Source organism: Halorientalis regularis (assembly GCF_023698535.1).
In the GTDB taxonomy this organism is placed as follows: Archaea; Halobacteriota; Halobacteria; order Halobacteriales; family Haloarculaceae; genus Halorientalis; species Halorientalis regularis.
Genome location: NZ_JALJCL010000001.1, coordinates 276,686 through 302,141 on the forward strand (window position 1 = coordinate 276,686; position 25,456 = coordinate 302,141).

Sequence of the window (25,456 nt, forward strand, 5' to 3'; positions counted from 1 at the left end):
GCACGGTGCCCGGAACCCATCGGCGACTGTGGATATCGACACAGCACCGTCCCCTCAATCGTCGGCGACCGACTTCGACCGTTCTTCGTCGGCCTGTGCCGCCCACAGGTCGGCGTAGGCCCCGCCCTCGACGGCCAGCAGGTCCTCGTGGGTGCCCGACTCGACGATTTCGCCCTCGTCCATCACGACGATGCGGTCGGCGTCCTTGATCGTCGAGAGCCGGTGGGCGATGACGAAGGCGGTGCGGTCCTCGATGAGGCGGTCGAGGCTCTCCTGGATCAACTCCTCCGTCTCGGTATCCACGTCACTCGTCGCCTCGTCGAAGACGATGATCGCGGGGTCGTTGAGCAGGGCTCGGGCGATGGCGACGCGCTGGCGCTGGCCGCCCGAGAGCTTGATCCCGCGCTCGCCAACCTGCGTGTCGTACCCGTCGGGGAGATCCTGCACGAACTCGTGGGCCTCGGCGGCCGTCGCGGCCTCGACGACGCGCTCGCGGACCTCGCCCTCACGCTCGGCATCGACCGACCGGCTGTCGCTCTCGACCTCCAGGGCGAGTTCGTCGCCGTACGCGATGTTCTCGGCGACGGTCCCGGAGAACAGGTACGGGTTCTGCTCGACGACGGCGATCTCCTCGCGGAGTCGGCGGAGGTCGTACTCGCGCACGTCGGTCCCGTCGACGCGCACGACTCCAGAGTCCACGTCGTAGAGCCGCGGAATGAGCTTCAGCAGTGTGGACTTGCCTGCACCCGTCGCCCCAGCCAGCCCCACCGTCGCCCCGGCGGGCACGTCGAGGGAGACGCCGCGGACGACCGGTTCGCCGTCGCCGTAGGCGAAGGTCACGTCGTCGAACTCGACCGCGCCGTCGATCTCGTCGGGCCGGTACGGGTCGTCGGGATCGGTGATCGTCGGCTCGGTGTCGAGCAGGCCGAACACGCGCTCGGCGCTGGAGTGGGCGAGCTGGTACTTGTTCGCCGACTTGCCGATGCGGCGCATGGGGGAGTACAGGCGGCGGAGATAGAGGAAGAAGGCGGCGAAGAAACCCGTCGAGATGATCGCCTCCTCCGGGCCCGCGAGGATGATGTCCCGGCCGCCGATGTAGAGGACGAGGACGAACACGATACCCGTGAGCATGCGGAGCACGGCGAAGAAGGCCCGCCGGATGCGGAGCGCGGCGACTTTCTCGTCGTGGTACTGCTGGCTCTGGGCGGCGACGCGGTCCCGCTCGAAGCCGTAACGGTTGAACGCCTTCACGACGGCGACGCCGCCGAGGTTGTTCTCTAACCGGGTGTTCAGCCGCGAGACGGTCTGTCGGATCTCCCGGTATCGGGGTTCGATCCAGCGCAGGAAGACCGCGCTGGCGATACCGATGAGCGGCACCGGCGCGAGCGCGATCAGCGCCAGCCGCGGCGAGTAGTACGCCAGCACCATGGCGATACCGCCGACCGTGGCCAGCATCCGAATGAACTGCCGGAACTCCGTGTTGAGAAACGACTCCAGTCTATTGATGTCGGAGTTGAGGATCGACAGCATTCCGCCGGTCTGGTGGTTGGCGAAGAAGTCCATCGAGAGGTGCTGGAGGTGGTCGTAGGCGTCGTCCCGGAGGTCCCGCTGGATCTTCTGGGCGGTCGCCTGGATCAGGTAGCGACCCACGAATCGGGCCACCGAACGGAGCAGGTAGGCCAGCGCGGCGATGACGACCAGCCGTTCGAGGAAGGCCAGTCGCGCAGCGTCCCCCGCGATCGTCCCGGTGGGGACCAGCCCGACCGTCGCCAGCAGTCCCGGGTCGCCGGACTGGAGGACGACGCGGTCGATGGCCGTCGCCACGATGATCGGCGGGACCAGTCGCGCGAAGCGGGTCAGAAAGGAGGCGACGACGCCGACCGAGAGGGTGAGCCAGTAGGGGCGCGCGTAGCCGACGAGCCGCCAGACTGCGTTCCCCTCGACGGTCTCGCGAACGTGCTCGAATCCCCCGTGTTCGTCGGCCATGTTCTGGGCAACGGCTCCAGCGTCAAGTATGGCCCGCACTCGGGTCGCGGTCGGCACAAGCGTTTTTTCGCCGGGCCGACGACGTTCGACGGGGTGCGACTCCCATGCCGATCGCTCCGTACGACCCGCGAGAGAGCGACGAGGACCGGGACGCGCCGGATATCGGTGACGTTGTCGAACGGATCATCAACGGGGGCGACGACCCGTCCCCGGTCGCGGCACCGGCGTGACGAGGAGTCGTAACCGACCGTTTTCTTCGGCCGAGACGCGGAACACGTAAAACACTCGATAGGCAAATGCGTGTGTGGCGAAGCCGCTCCGCTTTCGCGTGTCGAACGAGCGCTGGACCGAGGGACGAGTCCGGTCGGACCTGCTGGGCCCCCTAGACACCAACCTCGGGGCCACCATGCGCAGGCCCTGGTTCAAACAGCCAGCGGGCTACGAGGCCCGCCGGTTCGAGATGAACAACGGTGACATCGCCCTGTTCGCCTGGAACGGGCAGGGCTACTGGCTGGGCAACACCGAGACGCCCAGCGCGCTCTGGCGCACCGAGAAGTACACCTTCTCGCAGGTGCCCGACCGGATCTCGGAGTGGGCCCAGCGCGAACTACTGGCCCAGCTCCACGAGGAGTCGCCCTGGCTGGCCGAGTACCCGACGATCTCGCACTTTTTCCTGCCCGTCCTGCTCTCGAAGGACGGCCGACACACGACGCGTGAGTTCCTGCACGACCACGCCGCCGGTTTCCCCGACGCCGATCCCGAGGAGGGGCTCCAGTTCTACGAGGAGTTCCTGGGGACCGACGCGCTCGACGACCGCTACACGATGGCGTCGAAGCTCGGCACGAGCGAACACCTCAACGTCGGCCGGATGCGCTCGACGATGAGCGAGTTTACGGTGGCCAAGATGCTCCACGAGGCCGGCTACGAGGTCACCCCGGAGATCGAAGTGACGACCGGCCACTTCATCGACTTCCGCGCGGACGAGAACGGCCGGGGCGTCCTCGTGGAGGTAACTCGGCCGCAGCCGCCCGCGGAGCGGGCCGCGGATTCGGCGAGCAAATCGATCCGCGAGACCACCGAGACGAAAGTCAGCGGCCAGCTCTCCGAACACGAGGGCGGCGTGGCTCTGTTCGTCGACTGTTCCTCCTTTGCCGACCATCACTGGGAGACGCTGCTGGCCGAGCGACCCGAGGTCCGGCACCGCCCCGCGGTCGTGTTCCGGGCCTGGCCCGACGGCCGCGTCGAGGGCTACACGAAAGGGAGCGTCCCGCTGGATCTACCCGAGGGTATCGAGACGGGCTGAGACTTACTCCGCGTCCGCGACGATCTCGAGGGACCGCTCGCCCATCTGGTTCTCCTCGAAGACGAACACGCGGCCGTCGGCGCGGTCGAGGTCGGCGTCGACGACTACGCGGTGGGCCTCGTTGCGGACACTGACGCCGGGGAATACCGTCGTCTGCTCGTCGGGTTCGAGCATGACGCGACCGACGCCGGTCTCTTCCAGAATCTCGGCGTGCGTCTTCAGGTCGTTCACGTAGGTCAACACGCCCTGTTGCTCGCTGGCGTCGGTGACGAGAACGTGCACGTCACGGCCGGGCGCGGTCCGGAGCGGTGATTCGCGTCTCTGGGGGACACCCCGGTAGAACGCCTCGCGCCCGTCGTTGTACTCGACGGTGATCCCGTCCTCGGTGAGTTCTATCGGCAGAGTCTGCGGGGAGACTTCCTCGCGGGAGGTCATACCGGATGGTTCGTCCCCGCGGGCAAAATCCCGTCGGACCACCGGTAGACTCGCTTCGCTCGACTACCGAGCCCGGCCGGCAACCACCACAAGTAAGTACCGAGATACGAGAGGAACGGGTGATGGAAGGTCGGGCACGGGCCCCAGCGGCAGGGACGGTGTTGAACGCCCTCGCGACCGGCACGGGATCGGCGTTCGCTATCGACGCCTACACGACGGCGACCGTCGAGTTGACCGACGAGGACGGCGTCGAGGGCGAAATCGCCGGCGCACCCGACGCGGACACGCGACTGATCGAACGCTGCGTCGAGCGCGTCGTCCAGCGGTTCGGCGACGGACAGGGCGGGACGGTCCGGACCGAGAGCGAGGTCCCGATGGCCTCCGGGCTGAAAAGTTCCAGCGCGGCCGCGAACGCGACCGTGCTGGCGACGCTCTCGGCGCTCGACGCGAGCGACGAGGTCGACCGCGAGGACGCCTGTCGGATCGGCGTGCGAGCCGCCCGCGACGCTGGCGTCACGGTGACGGGCGCGTTCGACGACGCGAGCGCGAGCATGCTCGGCGGCGTCACCGTCACCGACAACACCGCAGACGAGTTGCTGGCTCGCGAGGAACGCGACTGGTCCGTGCTGGTGTGGACGCCGCCCGAGCGGTCGTTCTCGGCCGACGCCGACGTGGATCGGTGCGAGCAGGTCGCGCCGATGGCCGAGCTGGTGGCCGACCTCGCCCTCGACGGCGACTTCGCCCGGGCGATGACGGTCAACGGCCTCGCCTACTGTGCGGCACTCGATTTTCCCACAGAGCCCATCGTCGAGGCGATGCCGCTGGTCGAGGGCGTCTCCCTCTCGGGGACCGGCCCGAGTTTCACGGCGGTCGGCGAGCACAGCGCACTCAAAACAGTTCGGGACATCTGGACGGAACGAGACGGTAATACATGGCTGACAACGACACAGACCGACGGCGCACAGAAGAGATGAATCTGGACGAACTCCGCGAGGAGATCCAGTCCATCGACCAAGAGCTCGTGGAGTTGATCGCCCAGCGCACCTACGTGGCCGAGACCATCGCGGCCGTCAAGGAGGAACAGGGCCTCCCGACGACCGACGAGGAGCAGGAACAGGCCGTGATGGAACGGGCCGGCGAGAACGCCGAACGGTTCGACGTGGACTCGAACCTCGTCAAGGCCGTCTTCCGACTGCTGATCGAGTTGAACAAGGTCGAACAGCGGGAGAGTCGGTAGCCGAAATCGACCTTCTCAGGGAGGAGTGGGCGCTGTTCGTCCGATAATTCGCTTCAGATAGCAGTGTGATTCCTCACCGGTGGAGAGACAGGAGTAGGCTGATCGGCGACGTTAGTACTCGACCGATCCGGAGTCCAACCGATCTGTCTCAGAACCGATCTCACCGAAAGACACAGTGTCCTGTGTACACATAGTTTTCTGTATGCCCAGTATCACCGTCAACGTCGACGACGACCTCAAAGACCGGATGGAGGAACATCCGGAAATCAACTGGAGCGAGGTTACTCGTCAGGCTATCCAAGAGAAAGTCGAGACCCTCGAAGTCATGGACGAACTCACGTCCGGCAGCGAACTCACCGAGAACGACGTCGCCGACATCGCTGACAGAATCAACGAGGCCGGACGCGAACGCGTCGAGAAGCAGTCGGAGTAGTCTTTCAATGAAGCTGGTCATCGACGCCAATGTCGTCATCTCTGCGCTCATCGCCGACTCGAAAACCCGCGAACTCATCGTGACGCTTGAACCGGATCTCCTGACACCCGAATTCGTCCGTGACGAAATAGAGAACTACACGGAGTTAATCGTCGATAAGTCCGGGATGCACCCGGACCGAGTCGCACAGTTCATCGACCTTCTGTTCCAGTATATCGAAGTCGTCCCCGCCAGCAAATTCCATCCATATATCGAGGAGGCCGAGGCAGCCATCGGCGAGACTGATCCCGATGACGTTCTGTACCTCGCGTGTGCCCTTGCCAATGATGCGGACGTCTGGAGCGACGATAGCGACTTCCGTGAACAAGATATCGTCGAGACCTATTCGACAACCGACGTGATTGACTCGTTCGACAAACGCTAGCCGACCGAGAAGCCGATTGGAGTCCACGGGAGGTCTTTTTATAAATGCCATCTAGTGAAGAGTGCTGTCGTCCGTATTCGACAGGCTGAGATTGTCACCGGGCGTCGTTTTCCCGAGATTGCATAATTGACCTCAGCTACCTGAACGAGGTCGAACAGCGGGAGTCGCGGTAGACGGGCACCTTTGTAACGGGGCCACCACTACGCGACGTATGGACGGCGACGAGTCCGTGTCGGGCGATCGAGACCTCCGGAAGACGGTCCGGTTTTATTTGCTCGATCACCGGACGTACCTCGGGAAAGCCATCGACATCACCTTGCTCCTGTTGAATCTGCTGTTCGTCTGTCTGTTCGTGGTCGAGACGTACCCGCTCGCGGATCGGTTCCGGGACCTGCTGTGGACGCTCGAAGTCGCTATCGCGGCCGTGTTCATGATCGAGTACGTGCTCCGACTCTACGGCGCGCAAAACAGAGTCGCGGAGTTCCTGAACGGCTACACGATGGTGGACCTGTTCGCCATCTTGCCGACGCTATTGCTGGTCGCGTTCCCGGCGTCGATCTTCGCGGTCAACGTGGGATTCCTGCGAATCCTCCGCATCGTCCGGTTCTTGCGTTTCTACCGGTTCACGCAGGACGCGGAGTTCTTCTTTGGGACCGTCTCGGACAACACGCTGCGAGCGATGAAGCTCCTGCTCACGATTCTGGTCCTCCTGTCGGCGTCGGCCGGGCTCTTCTACACCGCCGAACACGGCGTCAATCCGAACGTCGACACGTTCGGTGACGCGTTCTACTACACCGTCGTGACGCTCTCGACGGTCGGCTTCGGCGACATCGTCCCGATGACGGCGGCGGGCAAGTGGATCACCGTCGCGTCGATCCTCGCGGCGATCATCGTCATCCCGCGGCAGGCCAGCAAGATCCTCAAGGAGTGGACCAGCCGGGAGAAAGTCAACGTCACCTGTCCCGAGTGTGGCCTCGAATACCACGACCCGGACGCGTCCCACTGCAAGGCCTGCGGGCACGTCATCTACCAGGAACACGACTCCCGGGAGTGATCCCCCTCAATACTCCCAGCGGCGGTCGATCCGGTCGTCGATTTCGGGGTGGTCGGCCCGGAGACGGTCCACGTCGGTCTCGCCGTCGACGTTGACGACGTGAATCTCGCCGCGTCGACCGCCGTACACGTCCTGGAAGTCGTACACGGTACCGACGACGGTGACCGAATCGGGGACATCGTCGCTCTCACGGAGGAGCTGGACCTGTCGGTCGACGTTGTACTCGACGAGGTGGTTGATCGAATCAGGGCGGGACAGGTCGGCCGGCAGGCGGTCCACGCCGGGTTCGAGGTGGGGTTTCAGCAGGTCGAGACAGTGCCCGATTCCGTCGGGCTCGGACACCCCGTGAGTGAGTGCGTCGTAGGTTGCGGTGACGGCCCCACAGCCAGTGTGGCCGACGACGACAGCGATTTCGGTCCCGGTGTGTTCGATGGGGTAGAGGACATCGCCGGAGACGGTTTCGCCGACCGCGGTCCGCTGGACGACCCGGTTGCCGATGTTGCCACAGGTGAAGATCCGGCCAGGTTCGTCGTTCCCCCACATCTGGTCCTGGAGGACGCGCGAATCCGAACAGCAGACGGTGACGACGGCAGGGTGCTGGGCGTCCTGCACGTCGTCGAACCGCGACTCGAACCGCTCGGCGTGTTCGGCGTTTCGCGCCAGCAGGTCGACGAACGTCTGGTCCATACTCACGAGAGGCACACGGAACCATGGTAACTCTTGGTTTTCACACGTTATCGACAAATAGCGGCGGTCGGCTCGCGAGGACTTGTCGACCTGTACTCGAAGCGAGCGACGGGTTACAGCGTGTAGTCGTCTTCACCGGGGTCGTCGCGCATGGCGGGGTCCTGCTGGTCGGCGACGGACTGCTGGAACATGTCGCCGCCGAGTTCTTCGCTCTCTTCCTCGGCGGGGCCATAGGCGTTCAACCCCTGCGTGAGCAGTTTCTCGACGGCCTCGTCCCAGTTGACGAACTCATCGTTGTTCACCATGCGTTCGATGTCGCTCTCGACGCGGTCTGACAGCTCCATCTCGATCTTGGCCATACCCCCGCTCAGGGGAACAGGCAGGTAAGGTTTGGGTCTCCTACGTGAGATCGAAACGCGGTCGACAGGGGATTGTGAAACGATTGACCTCCTCCCACGGCTGAAGCCGTGGGATTCCACGCGCGGTGGGCATCCCGGTGATGCCGCACCCGGTGGCAAATTTCCCCTCGCGGGTACTCCGGTTTGCGGGACTCTGGTTTGGCCCCCATCCGGGGTCTGACGTGTTCGCCCTTGCGGGCCGTATCCACTCCCAGCGACTGTCGTCCCCGGTTGTTCACCGGGCCGCGGGCCGGGCCATCGACCCGACGCGCCGCCACACCGCGTGGCGGCGCGTCCCAAGCCGGCGCAGGGTTGCTTTTTGATTTTCCTTGCGGGCCACGGGGACGCCCTCGCGGGAACGGTGTGGTAGCCTTTCGTCCACCGGGCAGACCCCAATCCAACTGCCAGTTTTTCGCCGTCTTGAGTGCCTCTATGTACGGATTCCGGTAGATTAAACGTTGGGGATGCAGACAGCCATCGGCGGTGGCCTGACGGGGCGTGGTGCCGCTCGGACCCACCCCTGAAGGGGTGGGCTTCCGCTTCCTGCGTGTCAGTCGGCAGTGTCGGGAAACGTCTCCGCAAGCGCGTCGAGCGCTTCGTGGTGTTCGGTGGTGTGCGGTGCCGTCAGCGGCGAGACACTGACGTTCCCGTCGACGACGGCGCGGCGGTCGGTCCCCTCTGGGTCGGGAATCTCGCCCTCGCCCATCAGTTCCCAGATGCGGTCGTGGAGAGTAATCTCCCCGTCGTGGCGCTCGGCGTCCATCATGTAGGTTCGAGAGGGTTCGGTGACGACCATCTCCGCCGGCCCGTCACCGCTCTGCTCGGGAACGGGCGCGTTCACGTTGAGGTAGTCCGCACGCTCGAAGACACCGGCGTCGATGGTGTGATCAGCGAGGTATCGCGTCGCGCGGGCGGCGTTGTCGTAGGCGGACGGGTCCACGTCCACGTCGGTGTAGCTCGTGTCTTCGCTGACGGGGACGTACAGGGAAACGGCGATGGCCGGCACGTCGAAGAAGGTGGCCTCGACGGCGGCGCTGACCGTCCCAGACCGGCCGAGAACGTACGAGCCGAGGTTGGCCCCCTGGTTACAGCCCGCGACGACGAGGTCGGCGTCGGGAACCAGCGTTCCCAGGCCGGCGATTACGCAGTCTGCCGGCGTCCCCTCGATGGCGTAGCCCAGTTCGTGCTGGTGGATCTCGACGTTGTGTGAGAGCGCGCGGCCGACGGCACTCTGATCCGCGGCAGGGGCGACGGCCGTCACCGTCCCGGCGGCCGAGAGCGCGTCGTAGAGAGCGCGAAACCCGGTGCTCCCGATGCCGTCGTCGTTCGTCAACAGAATCTCCGGATCGGCCATGTCGAGTGGTAGGACGGCCCTCGCAAAAGCCCACCGCTCACCCGCGACGCTCGGGAACTGAGTCGGCACCAGTTTTTATATAACGGTTTTTATAAGTACACTGTATATGACTGAAGAGAAGACCCCACCCGAGAATCTATCGACACTCGGGAGTTGTCGGTGGCTGTTGTTCGACCAGTTCGACGAATCGCGGGCCGACCGACTCCGGAGCGCGTTCGTCTTCGTCGGGCTGGCGACGAGTTTTCTCGCCTTCGTCGCGGCCACGTCCGCGCTCCTACAGAGCCTCGGGCTGTGGTGGATCGCGCTGATCCTCGGGCTGCTGGGCGCGGGGACGCTCGCTTTCGTCTGGCTGCTCGCCCTCGGTTCGTTCGCGGAGTGGTTCGAGACCGGCGAAGGCCTGGGCGCGGACGCCGAGTAACTCAGGCGTCGGCGGGCACCCGGTCGACGACGCTCTCGCCGTCGACCACCAGATTGTAGGCTTCTTCGTCGTCGTTCCAGAGTGCCAGCACGTTCTCACAGACCAGCAGGTCGCCGTACGCGGCCGTCGCCAGGTCGCTGTTCAGCGCCGACTCCTTGGTGAGGACGGCGTAGTGGGCGACCTGCTCGCTCCCGTCGCCGATCTTGAACAGTGGGTGGGCGTCCTCGCCGGCGAGGTCGTGGCTCAGCTTGATCGCCGCCACGTCGATACGGTTCGAGACGTGGGTGTCCATCTCGGCCATCCGGGCGAACTCGCTGACGGATGGTGAGAAGTCGATCCGGCGCTTCCCGTCCGGTCGCATGATCGTGTAGGCGTACTGCACGTCGACGTTGACGAACTCGCCGGGTTCGTGGTCCGGGCCGCTGGCCGCCTCGTCCAGGCGACGCTGGAAGGCCGGCGGTTCGAGGTCGGGGTGTACGTCGAACGACCAGGCCTCGTCGGTCGGCGTCGCCGACGGCCAGAGCCGCACCGTCGGCGCGTAGACTGTCAGTCCGTCCTCGACGGCGCGCTCGACCTCGCGGAGTCCGATGGCAGTCTCGCGGTCGGCGGGCGCGAGTCCGACGAGCGAGCCATCGGCCGCCAGCGCGTCCCGGTAGCGGTCGACGACGCCGGCAGGGTCGTCGAGTTCGCTCAGGACGTTGGCGAAGAGGATCAGGTCGTACTCCCCGTCGGGTTCGAAGTCCTCGGCGGTCGACTCGTGAACCGTCGTCCGGAAGTTCCGGCCGGTTTCTTCGAGCAGGGTCGAGAGAACGCCGGTCGCGGCGCTTGGCTCGACGGCGTGGTAGTCGACCAGCGCGTCCTCGGGGACCAGTTCGGCCAGTCCCAGCGCCGGGCCACCGACGCCCGCGCCCACGTCGAGAACACGCAGTTTCCGGGGGCACAGACCGTCCGCGATCAGGTCCGCGAGGACGTACTGGACGGCGGCGTAGTAATTCGGGAGGTGATAGAGGGCGTAGGCCAGCGCCGTCTCGGCGTCGTAGTCCACGTCGTTGCCCCACAGGTAGTCACTCTTCAAATCGCGAATCCGCTCGCGGATCGCGTCGCCGGACTCCCCCTCCGGCCAGCCTGCACCGTATTCCTCGACGAACATGTCTTCGAGCGCCATCGAGTACGTCGACGGAAAACTCTCGACGCCGTGGAACGGGACCGAGAGGGTACCTTCTTCGACCGGCTCGAAGGTCCCGTCCTCGTTCTCCAGCAGTCCGAGATCGAACGCGTCCTCCCGCAGGACCTGCGTGATCGTGGCCGGATGGGGTTGGCCTTCGACGTACTCCTGGATCTCCTCGGGGTCGATGGGGCGGACCGACTGGAGGTACCGGGCGTTGTCCCGGACCTGTTCACGCTGGTCGGCGTTCATCGGCGATCACCCGCGTCGCTGTACAGGGCTCCGAACCCGTCGTCGTCGGCCGCCGCGATCTCCTCGGCCGCCGCGGCCACGTCGCTGGCTCCCTCGAAGGCGGTCTGGATGTCGGCGTACACGCGTGGATCGCCGTCCGTGACCTGTTCGACCAGATCGAACAGCGCGGCGGAAACGGGCGTCTGGAACTGCTCGGGCACCGGATCGGCAGCCAGCCCGAACGCGAGGATGGCGGCGTGGGCCTTGGCCTGGACGGTCTCCATGACGCGGTCGTGTTCGGCCGCAGTCGTCTCGAAGACGGTGTTGCCGCGGGCCTGCAGTGCGTCCTGGATCGTGTCGGTCGTCGGTCCGGCAGCGTCGACGACGGCGGCGACGTTCCCGGGTTCGTTTTCCGGGGCAAAGAGCGGATGGAGACTCAGCCGTTCGCGGTCGGGGGCCGCCTCGCGCATTGCGGCGACGGGGTCGGCGGCGGCGCCGGTCACGTCGACCAGTGCGTCCTCGGCCTTCTCGGCGTGGGTGTCGATGGCCTCGACGGCGACCGGGATCGGGACCGCGATACAGACCGCAGCAAAGGACTCGTCGGTGTCGAGCGGGACGGTCCGGCCGTCCACGGCCTCGGCGGCGGCGGTCGCGGCCGCGTCGTCGGGATCGGCGAAGGCGGCGGCCACCTCGTCGGGGCCCGCCCGGACCGCGTCGGCGAACCAGCGGCCCATCGCGCCGGCACCGACCACGAGTACGTTCATGGAGACGTGGTAACCGTGGCCCGCTCAAAAGCGGTTCGGGTCGCCGACCACGAGCCTTTTACCGCCGCCCTGTCGCTATCCGGTATGGACAGGCGGGTGGCACTCGCGCTTCTTGTCGCCGTCGCGACGATTCTGGCCGGGTGTTCGTGGATTGAGCGGCCCGAGCCCGCAGGACCCCCACCGGGGAACACGACCGAAACCGGTGGCGGCCCCGGAATCCCGTACGACCGACTGGCGGCACACGCGGACGCGCTTCGTGATCGGGGGTACGAACTCAGCCTCGACGTGCGGATCAGGACACCGAACGGGAGTACGAACGAGACAGTCAGCGTCGCCAGCGACCCAGGCAGCGAGCGACAGCTGATTCACAGACGAACGGCCGACAGCAGCCTCGACCGGTACGTCGACGGTGCGCAGTTGTTCACGAGATTCGTCGCCAACGGCTCGACGACGTTCGACACAGCCGACCTCGGGACGGAGAACGTCACGTTCACGACCGACGGGAACCGTGGCGTCGCCTTCGTCAACACCGTCCACGGCAGTAGTCTCCGCACCCGGCAACTCCGACGGATCTACGAGTTCGGCGACTTCGAGCCGGCCGGAAACGTCACCCGCGACGGCCGAGAATACGCCGCCTTCGACCTGACCAGCGCGGCCACCGGCCCCGACGCGACGGTGACGCTGAACGACTCGTCGGGCCGAATCCTGATCGCATCGAGCGGCGTGATCCGTCGGGCGAGCATCGACCTGCGGGGCACCCAGCGTGGCGAGCCGTTCGTCTACGCCGTCGACTACCGAGTCACGAAGGTCGGGGACGTGCCGATCCAGCCGCCGGAGTGGCTGGACGAAGCTCGAGCCAGCCGAAATACCACGGCGAGTGGGTCTCAGACGACGAGTGCCTCGGGATAGTCGGTGAGATTCTCGTAGCCGTCCTCGGTGACGACCACGATGTCTTCGATCCGGATGCCACCGACTGCGGGGTCGTAGAGGCCGGGCTCGATGGTGATGATGTGCCCGGGTTCGAGTTCGCCACCACCGGGGCCGACGAGAGGCTGTTCGTGGACGTCCAGCCCGACGCCGTGGCCGGTGTTGTGGATGAAGCCCGTCTCGGTCGTCTCGTCGTCCCTGAGAGTCGGTTCGCCGGCGTCCTCGTACACGTCACAGACGGCGTCGTGGACCGCCGCGCCGGTCGCGCCGGGTTCGACGGTTTCGAGAGCCGCCCGCTTGGCTTCGGCGGTCAGGTCGTACCAGCGGCGGATCTCCTCGGACGGCTCGCCCTTCAGGAAGGTCCGGGTCATGTCCGCGTGGTACTTCGTGGCCTTGTCCCGCGGGAAGATGTCGACGATGATCGGTTCGTCGGCCGCGAGCGGGCCGCTCCCGCGGTCGTGAGGATCGGCGGCGTCGGCCCCGCAGGCGACGATGGTCTCGTCGAGCGCACAGCCGTGCCGGAGGAGCGTCACCTCGATCGCCTCTTTGACGCGTTCGCTAGTAAGTGGCTCGCCTTCGTAGCGGAGGGTCCCGTCCGCGACGGTCGCCGCGGCGATGAGGTCCTCGGCGGCGCGCATCGCGGCTTCGTTCGCCTGCTGAGCCGTGCGGACGTGATCGACTTCCGCGTCGGTCTTTGTCGCGCGGATGCCCTCGATCACGTTGGTCCCGCCGCGGCCGATGGGCGGTGTATCGGGGGACTTGACCTCGACCCCGTGCTCGCGAAGGCCGTCGGCGGTCGCCAGCGGGAACCGTGACGGGACGGCCACCGACTCGACACCGCGGTCTTCGACGAACGAGGCCAGGACGCGGCGACCCCCCTCCAAGCGACCGTGTTCCTCGACGAGCGCAGGCAAGTCGTAATCGACGTGGCGCTCGACCGACGCCGCCCGACTCTCGGTCTTCGCGCGGCCGTACTCCAGACTGGAGACCAGCAGGTGGACCTCGCCGTCGTAGAGCGTGTGGAACGGGTCCGGTGCGTCGAACCCGGAGAGGTACAGCTGGTCGGAGTCGTCGCCGGCGGCGTCGATCAGGAAGCCACCGACGCCCGCCTCGTCGAGGAAGGCGTCGAGAGCGGAGAGATCGGGTTCCATACGCCGGTGTCCGGTCCCGACCGACAAAACCTCGTGGGTCCTCGGGACGCTCCGGTACCCTCATGCCGAGGGACTGCGACGACTCCCGCATGAACGTCGAGATCTCTCCATCCCGGGTTGGCGGGACCGTACAGGCTCCGCCCTCGAAGAGCTACACCCACCGCGCGATCCTCGCGGCGGGATACGCCGACGGCGCGACCGTCACCGACCCGCTCGTGAGCGCGGATACGCGAGCGACGATGCGCGCGGTCGAGGCTTACGGTGGCACCGTGGACCGCAGTGCCGACGACAGCACCCTCGACATCGACGGGTTCGGTGGCCAGCCCGACGTTCCGGACGACGTGATCGGCTGCGCCAACAGCGGGACGACGATGCGACTGATCACCGCGACCGGCGCGCTCGCCGACGGGATCACCGTCCTGAGCGGCGACGACTCGCTCCGGTCGCGGCCCCAGGGCCCGCTGCTGGACGCGGTCGAGCAACTCGGCGGTCGCGCGAAGAGCACCCGCGGGAACGGGCAGGCCCCGCTCGTGGTCGAGGGACCGGTCGACGGTGGATCGGTCTCGATCCCCGGCGACGTGTCCTCGCAGTACATCACCGCCTTGTTGATGGCCGGCGCGGTCACCGACGAGGGAATCGAAATCGACCTGGAGACCGAACTCAAGTCCGCGCCGTACGTCCAGATCACCATCGAAGTTCTGGACGCGTTCGGTGTCGAGGCCGTCGAGACCGACGCGGGCTTCCGGGTCGACGGCGGGCAGTCCTACGCGCCGGCGGGTGGCGAGTACGCCGTCCCCGGCGACTTCTCTTCGATGTCGTACCTGCTGGCCGCGGGCGCGCTGGCGGCCGACGACGAACTCGAAGTGAGAGGGGCACAGCCCAGTGCGCAGGGTGACGCAGCCATCGTCGAGGTCCTGGAGCGGATGGGTGCGGACATCGACTGGGACCGTGATGGGGGCGTCATCACGACCCGGCAGTCCTCGCTCTCCGGGATCGAGGTCGGCGTCGAGGACACGCCAGACCTCCTGCCGACCATCGCGGTGCTGGGCGCGGTCGCCGACGGGACGACGACGATCACCGACTGCGAACACGTCCGGTACAAGGAGACCGACCGCGTGAGCGCGGTGGCCGAGGAGCTGACGGCGATGGGGGCCACGGTCGAGGAGGAACAGGACACCCTGACGATCCACGGTGGCGAGAGCGACCTGCAGGGCGCGACGGTCGACGGGCGCGCCGATCACCGGATCGTGATGTCGCTGGCGGTAGCAGGGCTGGTCGCCGACGGGGATACGACCATCGAGGGCGGTGAACACGTCGACGTGTCCTTCCCGGACTTCTTCGACGTGTTCGAGGGAATCGGGGCGACGGTCACTCGGGAGTGACGGCTCGCCGGTAGTGAGCGATGGGGGCGAACAGACGGGACGGACGGCCGCGGCGCAGTGTCCCGTGCTATCGCGGACTGCGCCGCGGTGGTGGTCAGTGCATGGTCCGTGGTGGTCTCGGGTTCCGAAATAAACCCTCGTGCGGCGAAGGCGGGGTTCGACGCTTTCTCAACCTTCAAATGCCAGGGCCACTCAGAAACCAGTAATGAACGGCAACAGTTTCGGGCGGCTCTTCCAGGTGACCACCTACGGGGAGAGCCACGGGGAGGCCATGGGCTGTACCGTCTCCGGTGTCCCGGCAGGCGTCGAGATCGACGAGGACGACATCCAGCGAGAACTCGACCGCCGCAAACCCGGCCAGTCGATGATCACCACTTCCCGGGGCGAGCCGGACGAGGTGACGATCAACAGCGGTATACAGGATGGATACACCACAGGCACGCCCATCGGGATGGTCATCCAGAACAAGGACGCCCGCTCGGGCAAGTACGAGCCGTTCGTCACGGCCCCGCGCCCGAGCCACGGCGACTACACCTACTCGGCGAAGTTCGGGACGCGCAACTGGGGCGGCGGCGGCCGCTCGTCGGCCCGCGAGACCGTCAACTGGGTCGCCGCAGGTGCCGTCGCCCAGCAGGTGCTGGACGCGTCGGCGTACGACGTACAGGTCAAGGCCCACGTCAACCAGGTCGGCGACATCGAGGCACCGCCGGTCACCTTCGAGGAGATGCTGAAACACACCGAGGACAACGAGGTCCGGTGTGCCCACCCCGAGACGGCCGAGGAGATGCGCGAGGCCATCGACCAGTACCAGACGGAGGGCGACTCCATCGGCGGGTCCATCTACTTCGAGTGCCGCGGCGTCCCCCGCGGCCTCGGCGCACCGCGGTTCGACTCGTTCCCGGCGCGCCTGGGGCAGGCGATGTTCTCGGTTCCAGCGACGACCGCCTTCCAGTACGGGAAGGGCCGTGACGCCCGGGAGATGCGGGGCACCGAGCGCAACGAGGACTGGGAGTTCGACGACGGCGAGTCCCACCCCGAGACTGTCAGCGAGGAGGGCGACCCCGTCCCCGAGGGCAACGACCACGGCGGTCTGCAGGGCGGGATCACCACCGGCGAGCCCATCTACGGCGAGGTGACCTGGCACGCGCCGACGTCCATCCCCGCCGAGCAGGAGACGGTCGACTGGGAGACCGACGAGCGCAAGGAGATCCAGGTCGTCGGCCGCCACGACCCGGTGTTGATGCCCCGGGCGGTCCCGGTCGTCGAGGCGATGCTCAACATCACCATCCTCGACTTCATGCTGCTCTCCGGTCGGATCAACCCCGACCGCATCGACGACCGACCCGGCGAGTACGATACCGACTACCACCCGTCGAGCCCGCAGGACGACCCCGAAGACGCCGCGACGAAGGCCGAGACGACCGAGGACGACGACTAACGTTTCGTTGCAGTCACCGCGTAGAACGGATCCCGTCCGTGCTCGACCGCGGCGTGGACGGTCGGGTCGTCGAACGCGCCCGTCGAATCGAGATACGTGCCCACGAGCGCCGCCCGTTCGTCCATCGACCGGGACCGCCACGCCCGGATCGCCTTCTGTGCGAACATCCGGTTCGAGAAACTCACGACGACGAAACCACCGGGCCGGAGGGTGCGTGCCACCTCCGCGAAGACCCGTCCGGGGTACTGGAGATACTGGACGGAGACGGCGCACAGCACGGCGTCGACCGAGGCACTCTCTAGGGGCAACCTCTGGTCGTCGTTGAGGTTCTGGCGGAACCAGCTATCGAGGCGGTCGTTCCGAGTGAGTTCGGCTTCGTTCAGGCCGTGGCCGATCACCTCGCCGAGTTCCAGATCCGGCGGGAGGTGCGACACCCAGCTGCTCATCAGGTCGAGGACGTCGTCGTCCGGCGAGAACCGGTCGCGGTACAGCGTCGTCAGTCGCTCACGAAACGGCTCGTCGACGTGCTGGACGAACCGTGGCTGGTCGTAGAAGCGCTCGTCGTCGTTGTCGAGGAGTCGCTGTCGGTCGGCCTCGGAGAGGACCGAGGGCATACGTCTATCAGGGGCGCCGCCGAAATCAGCCTGACGCCTCGCTGCCGGACCAAGCCTCGCGCAACTGCCGCCACTGCGACCGCGCACAGCGGAGCGAGTCCACGAGAATCGCCAGCACGACCACCGCGCCGAGCCACATGAGTATCGGGTACTGGTCGAAGACCGTCGTCGTAATCTCGGTCAGCCCGAAGGCGATCAGGAAGGCCAGTTCGGCGAGGCGTCTGAGGTGACCCATCACCTCCGCTTAGGAATCGAACATTGTCAGCGTATCCCATCGTTTCGACGTGTCGGCCGGTGAAACGGAGCCCCGTCCGACCCCGGGCTTATCACCGACCCGGCCCTGCCTCACCTATGGACGCGAACCAGGAGACGGTCGCCAATCCGTTCGGGATGGACGCGGACTGTCGGCAGTGTCCGGCGCTCTGTGAGACGCGCACGCAGGTCGTCCACGGCTACGGCGACGTGAGCGCGGATTTTCTCGTCCTCGGCGAAGCGCCCGGTTCGGGCGCGGACGAGACGGGTATTCCTTTCACCGGCGACGAGAGCGGACGCGCGATCCTGTCGATCCTCTCGGAGCTGGGATTCGTCGACGCGCCCGATAGCGACGAGCCGACCGTCGAGAACGTCTTCCTGACGACGCTGACGCGGTGTCACCACCCGGAGCGACCGCCGAGCGACGACGAGGTGCGCAACTGCGAGGGCTTCCTGACCGCCGAGGTTCGGATGATCAACCCCGAAGTGATCCTGCCCGTGGGACAGCGGCCGCTAGAGGCGCTGGCGCTGGAGTACACGACCAAGCGGGCCGACGATTTCGACGTGGCGGCGGACCACGGGACGACGATCAGGGGCCGTGGGTTCGAACTCGTGCCAATGCTTCCACCGGCAGAACAGACGGACGACCAGCGAACGGCGCTACTGGAGCATCTCGCATCGCTGCTGGATCGGGACTATCGGCAGACGAAAGGGCGGCGCAGTCGGTGAGCTACCAGTAGGGGTTCGAGACGGTGTCGCTGCCGGCTGTGCCGGCGGCCGCGAGGCCGAGGACGAAGAGTGCGGTGAGCACGAGGGTCGCGCCGACCGCGCCGGTGGAGGTCACAGCCGGGACATCCGCCACCAGGGTTGCGATTCCGACGACGCTGCCGACGAGCATCACGGCGATCAGGATTGCACTGACGAATCCAGTCATCTGTTCGTAGATCATGTCACCGGTTTGGCCCACCGATGACATAAACGGGGGTGGTTCCGGCGCTCGAAACGGCGCGTTCAAGGGCCGCCCGCGCCGAGGATGGGACATGACTACCGTCGCCGTACTCGCGGACCCGCCGCGCGAAGGACTCGTCCTGTCGGAACTCGTCGCGGAAACACCGCTGTCGGAAACCGAGACAGTCAAGCTGTACACTGCGATGCTTCGGGACGTGTGCCGTGCCGTCGAGGCCAGCGGTGGCGACCTGCTCGTCAACTACCGGGGCGACGACGACCTCCCGGCCCACGACGGTGAGTCCTCGGAGGCACAGGTCCGGGCGGCCGTCGCGCCGGCGCTCGAATCCCCCGACGAGGCGCGGTACGAGGTCCAGGTCGGCTCGTCGTTCTCGGCGCGGGCCGGCAACACGGTCTCGCACCTGCTCGACCAGGAGCAGGTCACCTCGGCCGCGGTCGTCGAGCCGACGGCCGCGTTCCTGACCCGTGGGATCGTCGACAACGCGGCGATGAAGCTCCGGCGACACGAGGTGGTGCTCGGTCCTGCGGGAGACGGACGGGTGTACTACGCTGGGTTCGCCGATGGGATCGACTTCGGGGACGCGTACGAATCGCCGGCCGTGGAGACACTGACCGACCGCGGCGTCGCGGCCGACCACAGCGTCGACTTCCTGCCGATGACGCCGGTCGTCGAGTCCCGGGGAGATCTGGTGACGGCGATCACACAGACTGCCGCGCGGGCCGAGGCCGGGCGCAATCATCCCGGCCACACCGCCCAGTGTCTGGCCGAGTTGGGAGTGGACGTGATCGCGGGTGCGGACGGGCCGGAACTGGTGCGGGAGTAGCGTCGGCAGTGACCGACAGGTCTTATAGTCGGCGGGGAAAAGTGGAGACCGCGGTGGGATAGCGAAGTGGCCTAACGCGCCTGCCTTGAGAGCAGGTGTCCTCACGGACTCAGGGGTTCGAATCCCCTTCCCACCGCTTCTTCGCGAACGCACGTGAGCGGAGAGCGGTGCACGTGGATTTTAACCCTGCCGGTCGCAGCGCGAACGGAGTGAGCACGTCTGGGCGTAGTTCGATCGCCGTCCCACCGTATTCTGTCGCTCAGACGGGCTTGCAAATGCCGGCGCAACGCACACCGGACCGCGAACCGACCAAGACGTATGACATCTCGGACGACGGTCGGGTGGTCGCTCATCACCGCTGGCGTCGTGACGCTCCTGCTAATGTATCTGCCGGGTGAGTCCGTACCGTGGGGGATCGGTCCGCTGGTTACCGGGATTGCGGTATTCATGACAGATTTGTTATGTATATTCGATTCGTAAGAGATCCATGGGTGCGGACAGTTGGCTCGTCGAGGAGGCACTGGACACGCTGGAGGACGTGTTCTACGTGTACGACGAGCGGGGGAGACTCGTCCACTGGAACGCGGTGTTAGCGGAGTTGTTCGATCTGTCCGAGGCGGAGTTGTCCGGGATGGCGGCCGCGGATTTCTTCGTCTCGGCCGACAGGCCACAGGTCGAAGCGGCCATCGAGGAAGTGCTGGAGACGGGGCGAACAGTCGTCGAGGCGCGAGCCGAAACCACGCGCGGGACGGTCCTGTTCGAGTTGACCGGCGAGTTGCTGACCGACGCGGACGACGAGAGTCTGGGATTCTGTGGCGTCGGGCGGGACGTGACGACGGTCAGGGAGCGCGAGTGGCAACTGGCGCGCCGGAACGAGCACCTGGGGGAGTTCGCGAACGTAGTAGCCCACGACCTTCGGAACCCGCTCCAGGTGGCCAAGTTACAGCTAGAGGCCGTCAACGGTGATCCGGACCCCGAAACCGTCGCGCGCGTCGTCGAGGCGCTCGACCGGATCGAGGGCATCATCGAGGACGTGCTGACGCTGGCCCGGGAGGGACGGACGGTGCTGGACAGACAGCCGGTCGAACTGGCGGGTGTGGCGCGCGCGGCGTGGGACGCGGTGGAGACGACCGGCGCAAGCCTCGAAGTGCGGACGGATGCGACGGTCGAGGCCGACGCGAGCCGGCTCCAGCGGTTGTTCGAGAACGTCTTCCGGAACAGTGCGGAACACGGACCGACAGGCGAGAGCGGTGCGGACGGACGCTGTGACGGTGCCGGTGGGCTGACGGTCACCGTCGACGATACCGAGACCGGGTTCGCCATCGAGGACGACGGGGCGGGCTTTCCGGTCGACATCGTCGAAGAAGCCTTCGAGGCAGGCGTTAGCGGGTCGGCTTCGGGGACCGGACTCGGCCTGAACATCGTCCGGACGCTCGCGGAGGCCCACGGGTGGGCGGTCCGCGTGAGCGAGGGGACCGATGGAGGGGCGCGGCTGGACGTGGATTTCGAGTCGCTGTATACCGACACGGCGTCGCTCGACGATTGGGCTGGCGGACGCGGAGAGTAACGTTTTTGCGTGGTTCGGCCCGAGCGTGTGGTATGAGCGACTGGCCCCACGATCCCGACGGTGACGAGGGTAGCGAGGGACGCCGCAAGTACGGGCAGGCGATCCTCGCCAAGAAGATCGACGAGGACGAGGACTTCCCCCTCTCTCAGGACGAGTTCGTCGAGGAGTTCGGCGACGAGCCGATCCGGATCGACTACGAGACCGTCGTCAGCGTGGCCGACATCTTCGAGAACGTCGACGTGGAGGAGTTCGAGGACTTTCCGCACTTCCACAGGGTCGTCGGCCAGTCCATGCGCGATGCGGGCTACTGGCCCTACGAACTCGCCTGATGGTCGCCGGCCACGTTTCTTTTCCGCCCGACGTTCCGGGGCGCGGTGTGTGACCGCGACACATACTTGTACGGGGGTGGCGTAGCACTACGACGAGCCATGGCCACCCACACAGTGAACACGGGATCCGGCGGCGAGGGGGACTTGGAGCTACCGGCAGACGTGGTGGATAGCTTGCTCGCGTCGCCGGCGCGCCGACGGATGCTCCGACAACTCAGGAACGCGGGAGAGCCCATGCCGGTCGACGATCTGGCGGCCGCGGTCGCGGCGTCGACGACAGACGGCGAGGGTGCGGACGCTGTCGAGGACGACCGTCCGGCCGACCGGCAGCGAGCGCGGGCGGAGATCTACCAGCATCACCTGCCGCGGCTGATGGAGACGGGTGTGGTCGCGTTCGACTCCCGGCTGGGGACCGTCGAGTTCGTCGGCGGGCCGGGACTGACGGCGCGGCTGGACGAGGAACCATAGACGGCCCGGCGACCGCTGTCAGAACCAAAGACAAATAGCGGCCGGGAGCCAAGCTTGGGTCACTGTGACGAACACGCAGGTGACCCACGTCCAGATCGACAACTACGGCCCCTGGACGGTCACCCCGGAGCCGCGACGCGAGGTCGACCTGCAGACGCTGCAATCCCGGCTGTACGCCGACCTCTCGCAGTTGTTCGGGAACCGGAACGGCTACGTCTTCTTCTCCAGGTTCGACAACATGATCGCGGTGACCAACGGGCTCGACGTGGACGACCACGCGATGATTCAGGAATCGGTCGGCAACCGTTACCCCGTGACGATGAGTATGGCAGTCGCGACGGGGACGACACCGGTGAAAGCGCTGGGTGACGCCACGAGCGAACTGCAGGCGGCCGGGAGCGCCCAGGACGAACACCGGCGGGAGATTCTGCAAGGCCGGACCATCGACGAGGAGTTCCGGACCGAGGCGGACGTCCAGATCGCCCACTTCGACGTGAACGACGCGACGGGCAAGTACACGGACGAACTCAACGAGTTCGACACGTTCATCCGGATCGAGCAGGGCTACGCCGAGTTGATGCGGTACATGCGTCGGGCCCACGGGTCGCTGTCGTTCTTCGTCGGCGGCGACAACGTCATCGCGGTCTGCCCGGACCTCGACGGGGACGACTATCGGGACGCCATCGACCACGTCAACGAGGCCGTCGACGTAGACCTCAAGGTCGGCGTCGGTCGTGGGCGAACGGCCCAGAACGCCGGGATGGCCGCGAAACACGCGCTGGAGGAGTGCCGCGCGACCGGCGCGGACGTGGAACTGGATTTTTGACTCCCGCTCGCAGGAATCTCCGAAGGACGTTGAGCTAAGGCACGAGCGGTCTTAAGCGTGGTGCAGGTAGCTTTTAGACACCGTGTGTGAAAGTGTATCACATGAACGGCAACGTGACGGTCGGACAGGTGATGCGGCGAGACTACGTGGGTGCGAGTGAGGGCGACGCCCTCGCGGAGACGGCTGCGTTGATGCTCGAAGAGGACGTCGAGACGGTCGTCGTGTTGCGCGGGACCGACCCCATCGGGATGGTCACCCAGCGTGACGTGCTGGAGACGGCGGTCGAACGAGGTGACCTGGCCTCGGTGACAGTCGCGGACGTGATGCAGAACAATCCGCCGACGGTGGGGCCAGGCGAGACGCTGGCGGCGGCGACCGACCGGATGTCCGGGACGGACTCGCGCCACCTCCTCGTGATGGAGGGCGACGAGCTGGCCGGGGTCATCACGGAACACGACGTGGTAACGGCCTCGACGCTCGATCCCGGTGTCGAGAGCGAACGGGTGGAGACGGAACGGGCAACCGTGGACGCGGTGACGGCGACGGCCGAAGCCGGGGCGACGGACGAAGAGTACTCGAACCAGGGGATCTGTGAGCTGTGTGGCTCGCTGAGCCGCGACCTCTCGACGTTCAACGGCCAGCTGGTCTGTAGCGACTGCAAGAACGTCTGAGCGCGACGCGCCTCGCTCCACCGACCCCACAACAAAACACATATCCTCCACCGAACGGGAGAGGGGAGCATGGGGATACCGACGCTCGACGACCTCGCCGTCGACGGCACGACGGTGGGGGTGCGCGTTGACATCAACAGCCCGCTGGGCGAGGACGGACGCCTCGCCGACGACGCTCGGCTGCACGCGCACGTCGGCACGCTGCAGGAACTGCTCGACCGTGGCGGCAAACTCGCCGTCCTCGCCCACCAGGGCCGGCCCGGGGGCGACGAGTTCGCCACGCTCGAAGACCACGCCCGCCGACTGGGCGAACTGCTGGACCACCCGATAACCTACTGCGACGCCACCTTCTCGGCGGACGCCCGCGACGCCATCGCCGACCTCGATTCCGGCGAGGCGGTCCTGCTGGAGAACACGCGCTTTTACAGCGAGGAGTACATGGAGTTCCCGCCCGCGGAGGCCGCCGAGACGTTCCTCGTCGACCGGCTGGCCCCGGTCGTCGACGCGTTCGTCAACGACGCGTTCGCGGCCGCACACCGCTCACAGCCTTCCATCGTCGGCCTGCCGATGCGGGTCGACAGCTACGCCGGCCGGGTCATGGAACGGGAACTCGATGTACTGAGCAACATCGATGACACGCCGCGCCCGCGGGTGTACGCCCTCGGCGGTGCGAAGATCGCCGACGCCTTCGACGTAGCCGAGAGCGTCCTCGAACGCGGACTGGCCGACGAGATCCTCACGAGCGGGATGACCGGCAACGCCTTCCTCGCGGCCAGCGGCGTCGATATCGGCGAGCCGTCGATGGACGCCATCACCGACCGCGACGCCACGGCCGTCGAGCAGGCCGAGGCGCTCCTTTCCGAGTACGGCGAGAAGATTCACGTCCCGGAGGACGTGGCCGTCGAGCGCGACGGCGAACGCGTCGAAGTCGGCATCGACGAGTTACCCGTCGACGCGCCGGCACTGGACGTGGGATCGGACACTGCGGCCGCCTACGTGGACGTGTTCGAGACTGCCGGGACGGCCATCCTGAACGGCCCACCGGGCGTGTTCGAAGAGGAGCGGTTCGCCCACGGGACCCGCGAGATATTCGGCGCGGCGGCCAACGCCGAGTACAGCATCGTCGGCGGCGGCGACACGGCGGCCTCACTGCGTCAGCTGGGAATCGAGGGCTTCGATCACGTCAGTACCGGCGGGGGCGCGGCCCTCCGGTTGCTCACCGGCGATGAACTGCCGGCGGTCGAGGTGCTGCGGGAGTAGTGAACGTCGAACGCGCGAACACGGACGCGGCCGACGCCATCGCCGACCTCTGGGTCGATCTGGCCGAGGAACAGCGTGATGTCGGCTCACACCTCCAGGCGGCCGAGAACCGAGACATGATCGGCGAAAACGTCCGCCGGGCTATCGTCGCCGACGGGCTCTACGTCGCGGTCGCCGAGGCCGACGACGAGTTCGACGCCGATCCCGGTACCATGCTGGGCTTCGTAATGTTCAGCGCGGGGAGCGAACTGCTGGCGACCACGGCGACGCGGGGTACCATCGAGAACCTGTACGTGCGTCCCGAGTACCGCGATCAGGGTATCGGTGGTGAGTTGCTGGCGACTGCCGAGGAGCAGCTGGCGGCTCGCGGGGTCGACGCGGTGAAACTGGAGGTGCTGGCGGCCAACGAGGCGGCGCGGCGGTTCTATCGACGACACGGGTACGATCCGCATCGGGTGCAGCTGGAGAAGCCGGTGGAAAGCGATAATCACTCAAAGGGGTAGGCGCTATCCGGAGGTGTGCCAGGGGAGCTTGGGCGGTCCAAGCACCCGACTTGTAATCGGGAGTTCGTGGGTTCAAATCCCACCCCTGGCTCCTTCGTCAAGTAAAACGAGACGAAGAGCCGCTGGTGGGATTTGAATCAGGGAGCGGAAGGTGAGCGAATGCGAACGGGAGCGACCGTGGTTCACTATCCCACCCCTGGCTTCGACGCGCTCACAACCCGTGAGCGCGGCGAGTCGTCTGGGATTTGAATCAGGGAGCGGGAGGTGAGCGAATGCGAACGGGAGCGACCGTGGTTCACTATCCCACCCCTGGCTCTTTCGTCGAGTCTCACGAGACGAAGAGCCACTGGGATTTGAACGAGAGGAGTCGCAGCGGCCGAACAGAGTGA

At 66.4% G+C, this 25,456-nt stretch carries 31 protein-coding genes and 2 tRNA genes; 22 read left to right on the plus strand and 11 right to left on the minus strand.

From position 1 onward, the window contains the following. Window positions 1-54 precede the first annotated feature (54 nt). Window positions 55-1,986, minus strand: a complete 1,932-nt coding sequence (locus MU521_RS01490; RefSeq protein ID WP_092686640.1) for an ABC transporter ATP-binding protein — start codon at window positions 1,984-1,986, stop codon at window positions 55-57. 104 nt (window positions 1,987-2,090) lie between these two features. Here MU521_RS01490 and MU521_RS21355 point away from each other — a divergent pair, with 104 nt between their 5' ends. Next, a complete protein-coding gene (locus MU521_RS21355) occupies window positions 2,091-2,216 on the plus strand; it encodes a hypothetical protein (RefSeq protein ID WP_281186975.1) in 126 nt (41 codons plus the stop codon). Window positions 2,217-2,290: 74 nt separating this feature from the next. Continuing rightward, on the plus strand, window positions 2,291-3,289 hold the full coding sequence (locus MU521_RS01495; RefSeq protein ID WP_092686637.1) for a DUF5784 family protein: 999 nt from the start codon (window positions 2,291-2,293) through the stop codon (window positions 3,287-3,289). Window positions 3,290-3,292: 3 nt separating this feature from the next. Here the strand turns inward: MU521_RS01495 and MU521_RS01500 are convergent, their stop codons facing one another. Beyond that, on the minus strand, window positions 3,293-3,724 hold the full coding sequence (locus MU521_RS01500) for a DUF5796 family protein (RefSeq protein ID WP_092686635.1): 432 nt from the start codon (window positions 3,722-3,724) through the stop codon (window positions 3,293-3,295). A gap of 122 nt (window positions 3,725-3,846) precedes the next feature. Between MU521_RS01500 and MU521_RS01505 the strand changes: the two genes are divergently transcribed. The 5 genes from MU521_RS01505 (at window position 3,847) to MU521_RS01525 (ending at window position 6,872) form a co-directional block, all read left to right on the plus strand. Then, entirely contained in the window at window positions 3,847-4,698 is an 852-nt protein-coding gene (locus tag MU521_RS01505; RefSeq protein WP_092686588.1) for a shikimate kinase, read from the plus strand. Further along, window positions 4,656-4,961, plus strand: a complete 306-nt coding sequence (locus MU521_RS01510) for a chorismate mutase (protein WP_092686585.1) — start codon at window positions 4,656-4,658, stop codon at window positions 4,959-4,961. Before MU521_RS01505 ends, MU521_RS01510 begins: the two co-directional genes overlap by 43 nt. Window positions 4,962-5,163: 202 nt before the next feature. Then, window positions 5,164-5,394 carry a hypothetical protein gene (locus MU521_RS01515; protein ID WP_092686582.1) on the plus strand — a complete coding sequence of 77 codons (231 nt, stop codon included), beginning with the start codon at window positions 5,164-5,166 and terminating at the stop codon, window positions 5,392-5,394. 7 nt (window positions 5,395-5,401) lie between these two features. Beyond that, window positions 5,402-5,818 carry a PIN domain-containing protein gene (locus MU521_RS01520; protein ID WP_092686578.1) on the plus strand — a complete coding sequence of 139 codons (417 nt, stop codon included), beginning with the start codon at window positions 5,402-5,404 and terminating at the stop codon, window positions 5,816-5,818. Between the two features lie 211 nt (window positions 5,819-6,029). Then, window positions 6,030-6,872 carry an ion transporter gene (locus MU521_RS01525; protein WP_092686575.1) on the plus strand — a complete coding sequence of 281 codons (843 nt, stop codon included), beginning with the start codon at window positions 6,030-6,032 and terminating at the stop codon, window positions 6,870-6,872. A gap of 6 nt (window positions 6,873-6,878) precedes the next feature. On the opposite strand, the gene MU521_RS01530 is transcribed toward MU521_RS01525, so the two are convergent. The 3 genes from MU521_RS01530 to surE all read right to left on the minus strand — a co-directional run bounded on the left by MU521_RS01530 (window position 6,879) and on the right by surE (window position 9,311). Then, window positions 6,879-7,559, minus strand: a complete 681-nt coding sequence (locus MU521_RS01530) for a carbonic anhydrase (protein ID WP_092686574.1) — start codon at window positions 7,557-7,559, stop codon at window positions 6,879-6,881. A 113-nt stretch (window positions 7,560-7,672) separates the two neighbouring features. Then, a complete protein-coding gene (locus tag MU521_RS01535) occupies window positions 7,673-7,918 on the minus strand; it encodes a DUF7120 family protein (protein WP_092686573.1) in 246 nt (81 codons plus the stop codon). A 589-nt stretch (window positions 7,919-8,507) separates the two neighbouring features. Then, window positions 8,508-9,311, minus strand: coding sequence for a 5'/3'-nucleotidase SurE (surE, locus tag MU521_RS01540; RefSeq protein WP_092686571.1), 804 nt, complete (start codon window positions 9,309-9,311; stop codon window positions 8,508-8,510). Between the two features lie 106 nt (window positions 9,312-9,417). Between surE and MU521_RS01545 the strand changes: the two genes are divergently transcribed. Further along, the gene (locus MU521_RS01545; protein ID WP_092686569.1) at window positions 9,418-9,729 is read left to right on the plus strand and encodes an amastin family protein; all 312 of its coding nucleotides are present in this window, start codon (window positions 9,418-9,420) and stop codon (window positions 9,727-9,729) included. 1 nt (window position 9,730) lies between these two features. Here the strand turns inward: MU521_RS01545 and MU521_RS01550 are convergent, their stop codons facing one another. Both MU521_RS01550 and MU521_RS01555 read right to left on the minus strand, forming a co-directional pair. Then, a complete protein-coding gene (locus MU521_RS01550) occupies window positions 9,731-11,146 on the minus strand; it encodes a small ribosomal subunit Rsm22 family protein (protein ID WP_092686567.1) in 1,416 nt (471 codons plus the stop codon). Then, window positions 11,143-11,889: a prephenate dehydrogenase/arogenate dehydrogenase family protein gene (locus MU521_RS01555; protein WP_092686564.1), complete on the minus strand. Its 747-nt coding sequence runs from the start codon at window positions 11,887-11,889 to the stop codon at window positions 11,143-11,145. Before MU521_RS01555 ends, MU521_RS01550 begins: the two co-directional genes overlap by 4 nt. Before the next feature lie 84 nt (window positions 11,890-11,973). Here MU521_RS01555 and MU521_RS01560 point away from each other — a divergent pair, with 84 nt between their 5' ends. After that, window positions 11,974-12,798, plus strand: coding sequence for a DUF7537 family lipoprotein (locus MU521_RS01560; protein WP_092686562.1), 825 nt, complete (start codon window positions 11,974-11,976; stop codon window positions 12,796-12,798). Here the strand turns inward: MU521_RS01560 and MU521_RS01565 are convergent. After that, window positions 12,774-13,967: a M24 family metallopeptidase gene (locus tag MU521_RS01565; protein WP_092686561.1), complete on the minus strand. Its 1,194-nt coding sequence runs from the start codon at window positions 13,965-13,967 to the stop codon at window positions 12,774-12,776. The two genes, MU521_RS01560 and MU521_RS01565, sit on opposite strands and share 25 nt — an antisense overlap. An 89-nt stretch (window positions 13,968-14,056) precedes the next feature. Between MU521_RS01565 and aroA the strand changes: the two genes are divergently transcribed. Both aroA and aroC read left to right on the plus strand, forming a co-directional pair. Continuing rightward, window positions 14,057-15,349, plus strand: a complete 1,293-nt coding sequence (gene aroA, locus MU521_RS01570) for a 3-phosphoshikimate 1-carboxyvinyltransferase (protein WP_092686560.1) — start codon at window positions 14,057-14,059, stop codon at window positions 15,347-15,349. A gap of 205 nt (window positions 15,350-15,554) precedes the next feature. Further along, window positions 15,555-16,787 (plus strand): chorismate synthase, encoded by a 1,233-nt coding sequence (gene aroC / locus MU521_RS01575; protein WP_092686559.1) that lies wholly within the window; start codon window positions 15,555-15,557, stop codon window positions 16,785-16,787. On the opposite strand, the gene MU521_RS01580 is transcribed toward aroC, so the two are convergent. Both MU521_RS01580 and MU521_RS01585 read right to left on the minus strand, forming a co-directional pair. After that, entirely contained in the window at window positions 16,784-17,401 is a 618-nt protein-coding gene (locus tag MU521_RS01580) for a class I SAM-dependent methyltransferase (RefSeq protein ID WP_092686558.1), read from the minus strand. The genes aroC and MU521_RS01580 overlap by 4 nt on opposite strands. Window positions 17,402-17,426: 25 nt before the next feature. Beyond that, window positions 17,427-17,636 (minus strand): hypothetical protein, encoded by a 210-nt coding sequence (locus tag MU521_RS01585; protein ID WP_092686557.1) that lies wholly within the window; start codon window positions 17,634-17,636, stop codon window positions 17,427-17,429. Between the two features lie 116 nt (window positions 17,637-17,752). On the opposite strand from MU521_RS01585, the gene MU521_RS01590 reads away from it, so the two are divergent. Beyond that, window positions 17,753-18,382: a uracil-DNA glycosylase gene (locus MU521_RS01590; protein WP_092686555.1), complete on the plus strand. Its 630-nt coding sequence runs from the start codon at window positions 17,753-17,755 to the stop codon at window positions 18,380-18,382. A 1-nt stretch (window position 18,383) separates the two neighbouring features. Here MU521_RS01590 and MU521_RS01595 read toward each other — a convergent pair whose 3' ends face one another. Then, a complete protein-coding gene (locus MU521_RS01595) occupies window positions 18,384-18,602 on the minus strand; it encodes a hypothetical protein (protein WP_092686553.1) in 219 nt (72 codons plus the stop codon). A 91-nt stretch (window positions 18,603-18,693) separates the two neighbouring features. Between MU521_RS01595 and MU521_RS01600 the strand changes: the two genes are divergently transcribed. The 10 genes from MU521_RS01600 to MU521_RS01645 all read left to right on the plus strand — a co-directional run bounded on the left by MU521_RS01600 (window position 18,694) and on the right by MU521_RS01645 (window position 25,158). Further along, entirely contained in the window at window positions 18,694-19,443 is a 750-nt protein-coding gene (locus MU521_RS01600) for a hypothetical protein (protein WP_092686551.1), read from the plus strand. A gap of 52 nt (window positions 19,444-19,495) precedes the next feature. Further along, window positions 19,496-19,579 (plus strand) — tRNA-Ser (locus MU521_RS01605). A gap of 351 nt (window positions 19,580-19,930) precedes the next feature. Further along, window positions 19,931-21,010: an ATP-binding protein gene (locus MU521_RS01610; protein WP_092686549.1), complete on the plus strand. Its 1,080-nt coding sequence runs from the start codon at window positions 19,931-19,933 to the stop codon at window positions 21,008-21,010. Between the two features lie 32 nt (window positions 21,011-21,042). Next, window positions 21,043-21,339, plus strand: coding sequence for a DUF5785 family protein (locus MU521_RS01615; RefSeq protein WP_092686548.1), 297 nt, complete (start codon window positions 21,043-21,045; stop codon window positions 21,337-21,339). 99 nt (window positions 21,340-21,438) lie between these two features. After that, a complete protein-coding gene (locus MU521_RS01620) occupies window positions 21,439-21,807 on the plus strand; it encodes a DUF7344 domain-containing protein (protein ID WP_092686547.1) in 369 nt (122 codons plus the stop codon). A 64-nt stretch (window positions 21,808-21,871) separates the two neighbouring features. Further along, complete coding sequence (locus tag MU521_RS01625) at window positions 21,872-22,633, plus strand: GTP cyclohydrolase III (protein ID WP_092686546.1); 762 nt, start codon at window positions 21,872-21,874, stop codon at window positions 22,631-22,633. Between the two features lie 101 nt (window positions 22,634-22,734). Then, window positions 22,735-23,304, plus strand: coding sequence for a CBS domain-containing protein (locus MU521_RS01630; protein ID WP_092686545.1), 570 nt, complete (start codon window positions 22,735-22,737; stop codon window positions 23,302-23,304). A gap of 69 nt (window positions 23,305-23,373) precedes the next feature. Beyond that, window positions 23,374-24,564, plus strand: coding sequence for a phosphoglycerate kinase (locus tag MU521_RS01635; protein ID WP_092686543.1), 1,191 nt, complete (start codon window positions 23,374-23,376; stop codon window positions 24,562-24,564). Next, the gene (locus MU521_RS01640) at window positions 24,564-25,067 is read left to right on the plus strand and encodes a GNAT family N-acetyltransferase (protein WP_092686541.1); all 504 of its coding nucleotides are present in this window, start codon (window positions 24,564-24,566) and stop codon (window positions 25,065-25,067) included. The genes MU521_RS01635 and MU521_RS01640 overlap by 1 nt, the downstream gene beginning before the upstream one ends. Window positions 25,068-25,084: 17 nt before the next feature. Continuing rightward, window positions 25,085-25,158: transfer RNA gene (locus MU521_RS01645), tRNA-Thr, on the plus strand. Window positions 25,159-25,456: the final 298 nt, after the last annotated feature.

What these genes read in the sequence shown, in the direction of transcription:
- MU521_RS01490 (WP_092686640.1), bottom strand. Translation starts at nt 1,986, where the DNA reads ATGGCCGACGAACACGGGGGATTCGAGCACGTTCGCGAGACCGTCGAG.
- MU521_RS21355 (WP_281186975.1), top strand. Translation starts at nt 2,091, where the DNA reads ATGCCGATCGCTCCGTACGACCCGCGAGAGAGCGACGAGGACCGGGAC.
- MU521_RS01500 (WP_092686635.1), bottom strand. Translation starts at nt 3,724, where the DNA reads ATGACCTCCCGCGAGGAAGTCTCCCCGCAGACTCTGCCGATAGAACTC.
- MU521_RS01505 (WP_092686588.1), top strand. Translation starts at nt 3,847, where the DNA reads ATGGAAGGTCGGGCACGGGCCCCAGCGGCAGGGACGGTGTTGAACGCC.
- MU521_RS01510 (WP_092686585.1), top strand. Translation starts at nt 4,656, where the DNA reads ATGGCTGACAACGACACAGACCGACGGCGCACAGAAGAGATGAATCTG.
- MU521_RS01515 (WP_092686582.1), top strand. Translation starts at nt 5,164, where the DNA reads ATGCCCAGTATCACCGTCAACGTCGACGACGACCTCAAAGACCGGATG.
- MU521_RS01520 (WP_092686578.1), top strand. Translation starts at nt 5,402, where the DNA reads ATGAAGCTGGTCATCGACGCCAATGTCGTCATCTCTGCGCTCATCGCC.
- MU521_RS01525 (WP_092686575.1), top strand. Translation starts at nt 6,030, where the DNA reads ATGGACGGCGACGAGTCCGTGTCGGGCGATCGAGACCTCCGGAAGACG.
- MU521_RS01530 (WP_092686574.1), bottom strand. Translation starts at nt 7,559, where the DNA reads ATGGACCAGACGTTCGTCGACCTGCTGGCGCGAAACGCCGAACACGCC.
- MU521_RS01535 (WP_092686573.1), bottom strand. Translation starts at nt 7,918, where the DNA reads ATGGCCAAGATCGAGATGGAGCTGTCAGACCGCGTCGAGAGCGACATC.
- surE (WP_092686571.1), bottom strand. Translation starts at nt 9,311, where the DNA reads ATGGCCGATCCGGAGATTCTGTTGACGAACGACGACGGCATCGGGAGC.
- MU521_RS01545 (WP_092686569.1), top strand. Translation starts at nt 9,418, where the DNA reads ATGACTGAAGAGAAGACCCCACCCGAGAATCTATCGACACTCGGGAGT.
- MU521_RS01550 (WP_092686567.1), bottom strand. Translation starts at nt 11,146, where the DNA reads ATGAACGCCGACCAGCGTGAACAGGTCCGGGACAACGCCCGGTACCTC.
- MU521_RS01555 (WP_092686564.1), bottom strand. Translation starts at nt 11,889, where the DNA reads ATGAACGTACTCGTGGTCGGTGCCGGCGCGATGGGCCGCTGGTTCGCC.
- MU521_RS01560 (WP_092686562.1), top strand. Translation starts at nt 11,974, where the DNA reads ATGGACAGGCGGGTGGCACTCGCGCTTCTTGTCGCCGTCGCGACGATT.
- MU521_RS01565 (WP_092686561.1), bottom strand. Translation starts at nt 13,967, where the DNA reads ATGGAACCCGATCTCTCCGCTCTCGACGCCTTCCTCGACGAGGCGGGC.
- aroA (WP_092686560.1), top strand. Translation starts at nt 14,057, where the DNA reads ATGAACGTCGAGATCTCTCCATCCCGGGTTGGCGGGACCGTACAGGCT.
- aroC (WP_092686559.1), top strand. Translation starts at nt 15,555, where the DNA reads ATGAACGGCAACAGTTTCGGGCGGCTCTTCCAGGTGACCACCTACGGG.
- MU521_RS01580 (WP_092686558.1), bottom strand. Translation starts at nt 17,401, where the DNA reads ATGCCCTCGGTCCTCTCCGAGGCCGACCGACAGCGACTCCTCGACAAC.
- MU521_RS01585 (WP_092686557.1), bottom strand. Translation starts at nt 17,636, where the DNA reads ATGGGTCACCTCAGACGCCTCGCCGAACTGGCCTTCCTGATCGCCTTC.
- MU521_RS01590 (WP_092686555.1), top strand. Translation starts at nt 17,753, where the DNA reads ATGGACGCGAACCAGGAGACGGTCGCCAATCCGTTCGGGATGGACGCG.
- MU521_RS01595 (WP_092686553.1), bottom strand. Translation starts at nt 18,602, where the DNA reads ATGATCTACGAACAGATGACTGGATTCGTCAGTGCAATCCTGATCGCC.
- MU521_RS01600 (WP_092686551.1), top strand. Translation starts at nt 18,694, where the DNA reads ATGACTACCGTCGCCGTACTCGCGGACCCGCCGCGCGAAGGACTCGTC.
- MU521_RS01610 (WP_092686549.1), top strand. Translation starts at nt 19,931, where the DNA reads ATGGGTGCGGACAGTTGGCTCGTCGAGGAGGCACTGGACACGCTGGAG.
- MU521_RS01615 (WP_092686548.1), top strand. Translation starts at nt 21,043, where the DNA reads ATGAGCGACTGGCCCCACGATCCCGACGGTGACGAGGGTAGCGAGGGA.
- MU521_RS01620 (WP_092686547.1), top strand. Translation starts at nt 21,439, where the DNA reads ATGGCCACCCACACAGTGAACACGGGATCCGGCGGCGAGGGGGACTTG.
- MU521_RS01630 (WP_092686545.1), top strand. Translation starts at nt 22,735, where the DNA reads ATGAACGGCAACGTGACGGTCGGACAGGTGATGCGGCGAGACTACGTG.
- MU521_RS01635 (WP_092686543.1), top strand. Translation starts at nt 23,374, where the DNA reads ATGGGGATACCGACGCTCGACGACCTCGCCGTCGACGGCACGACGGTG.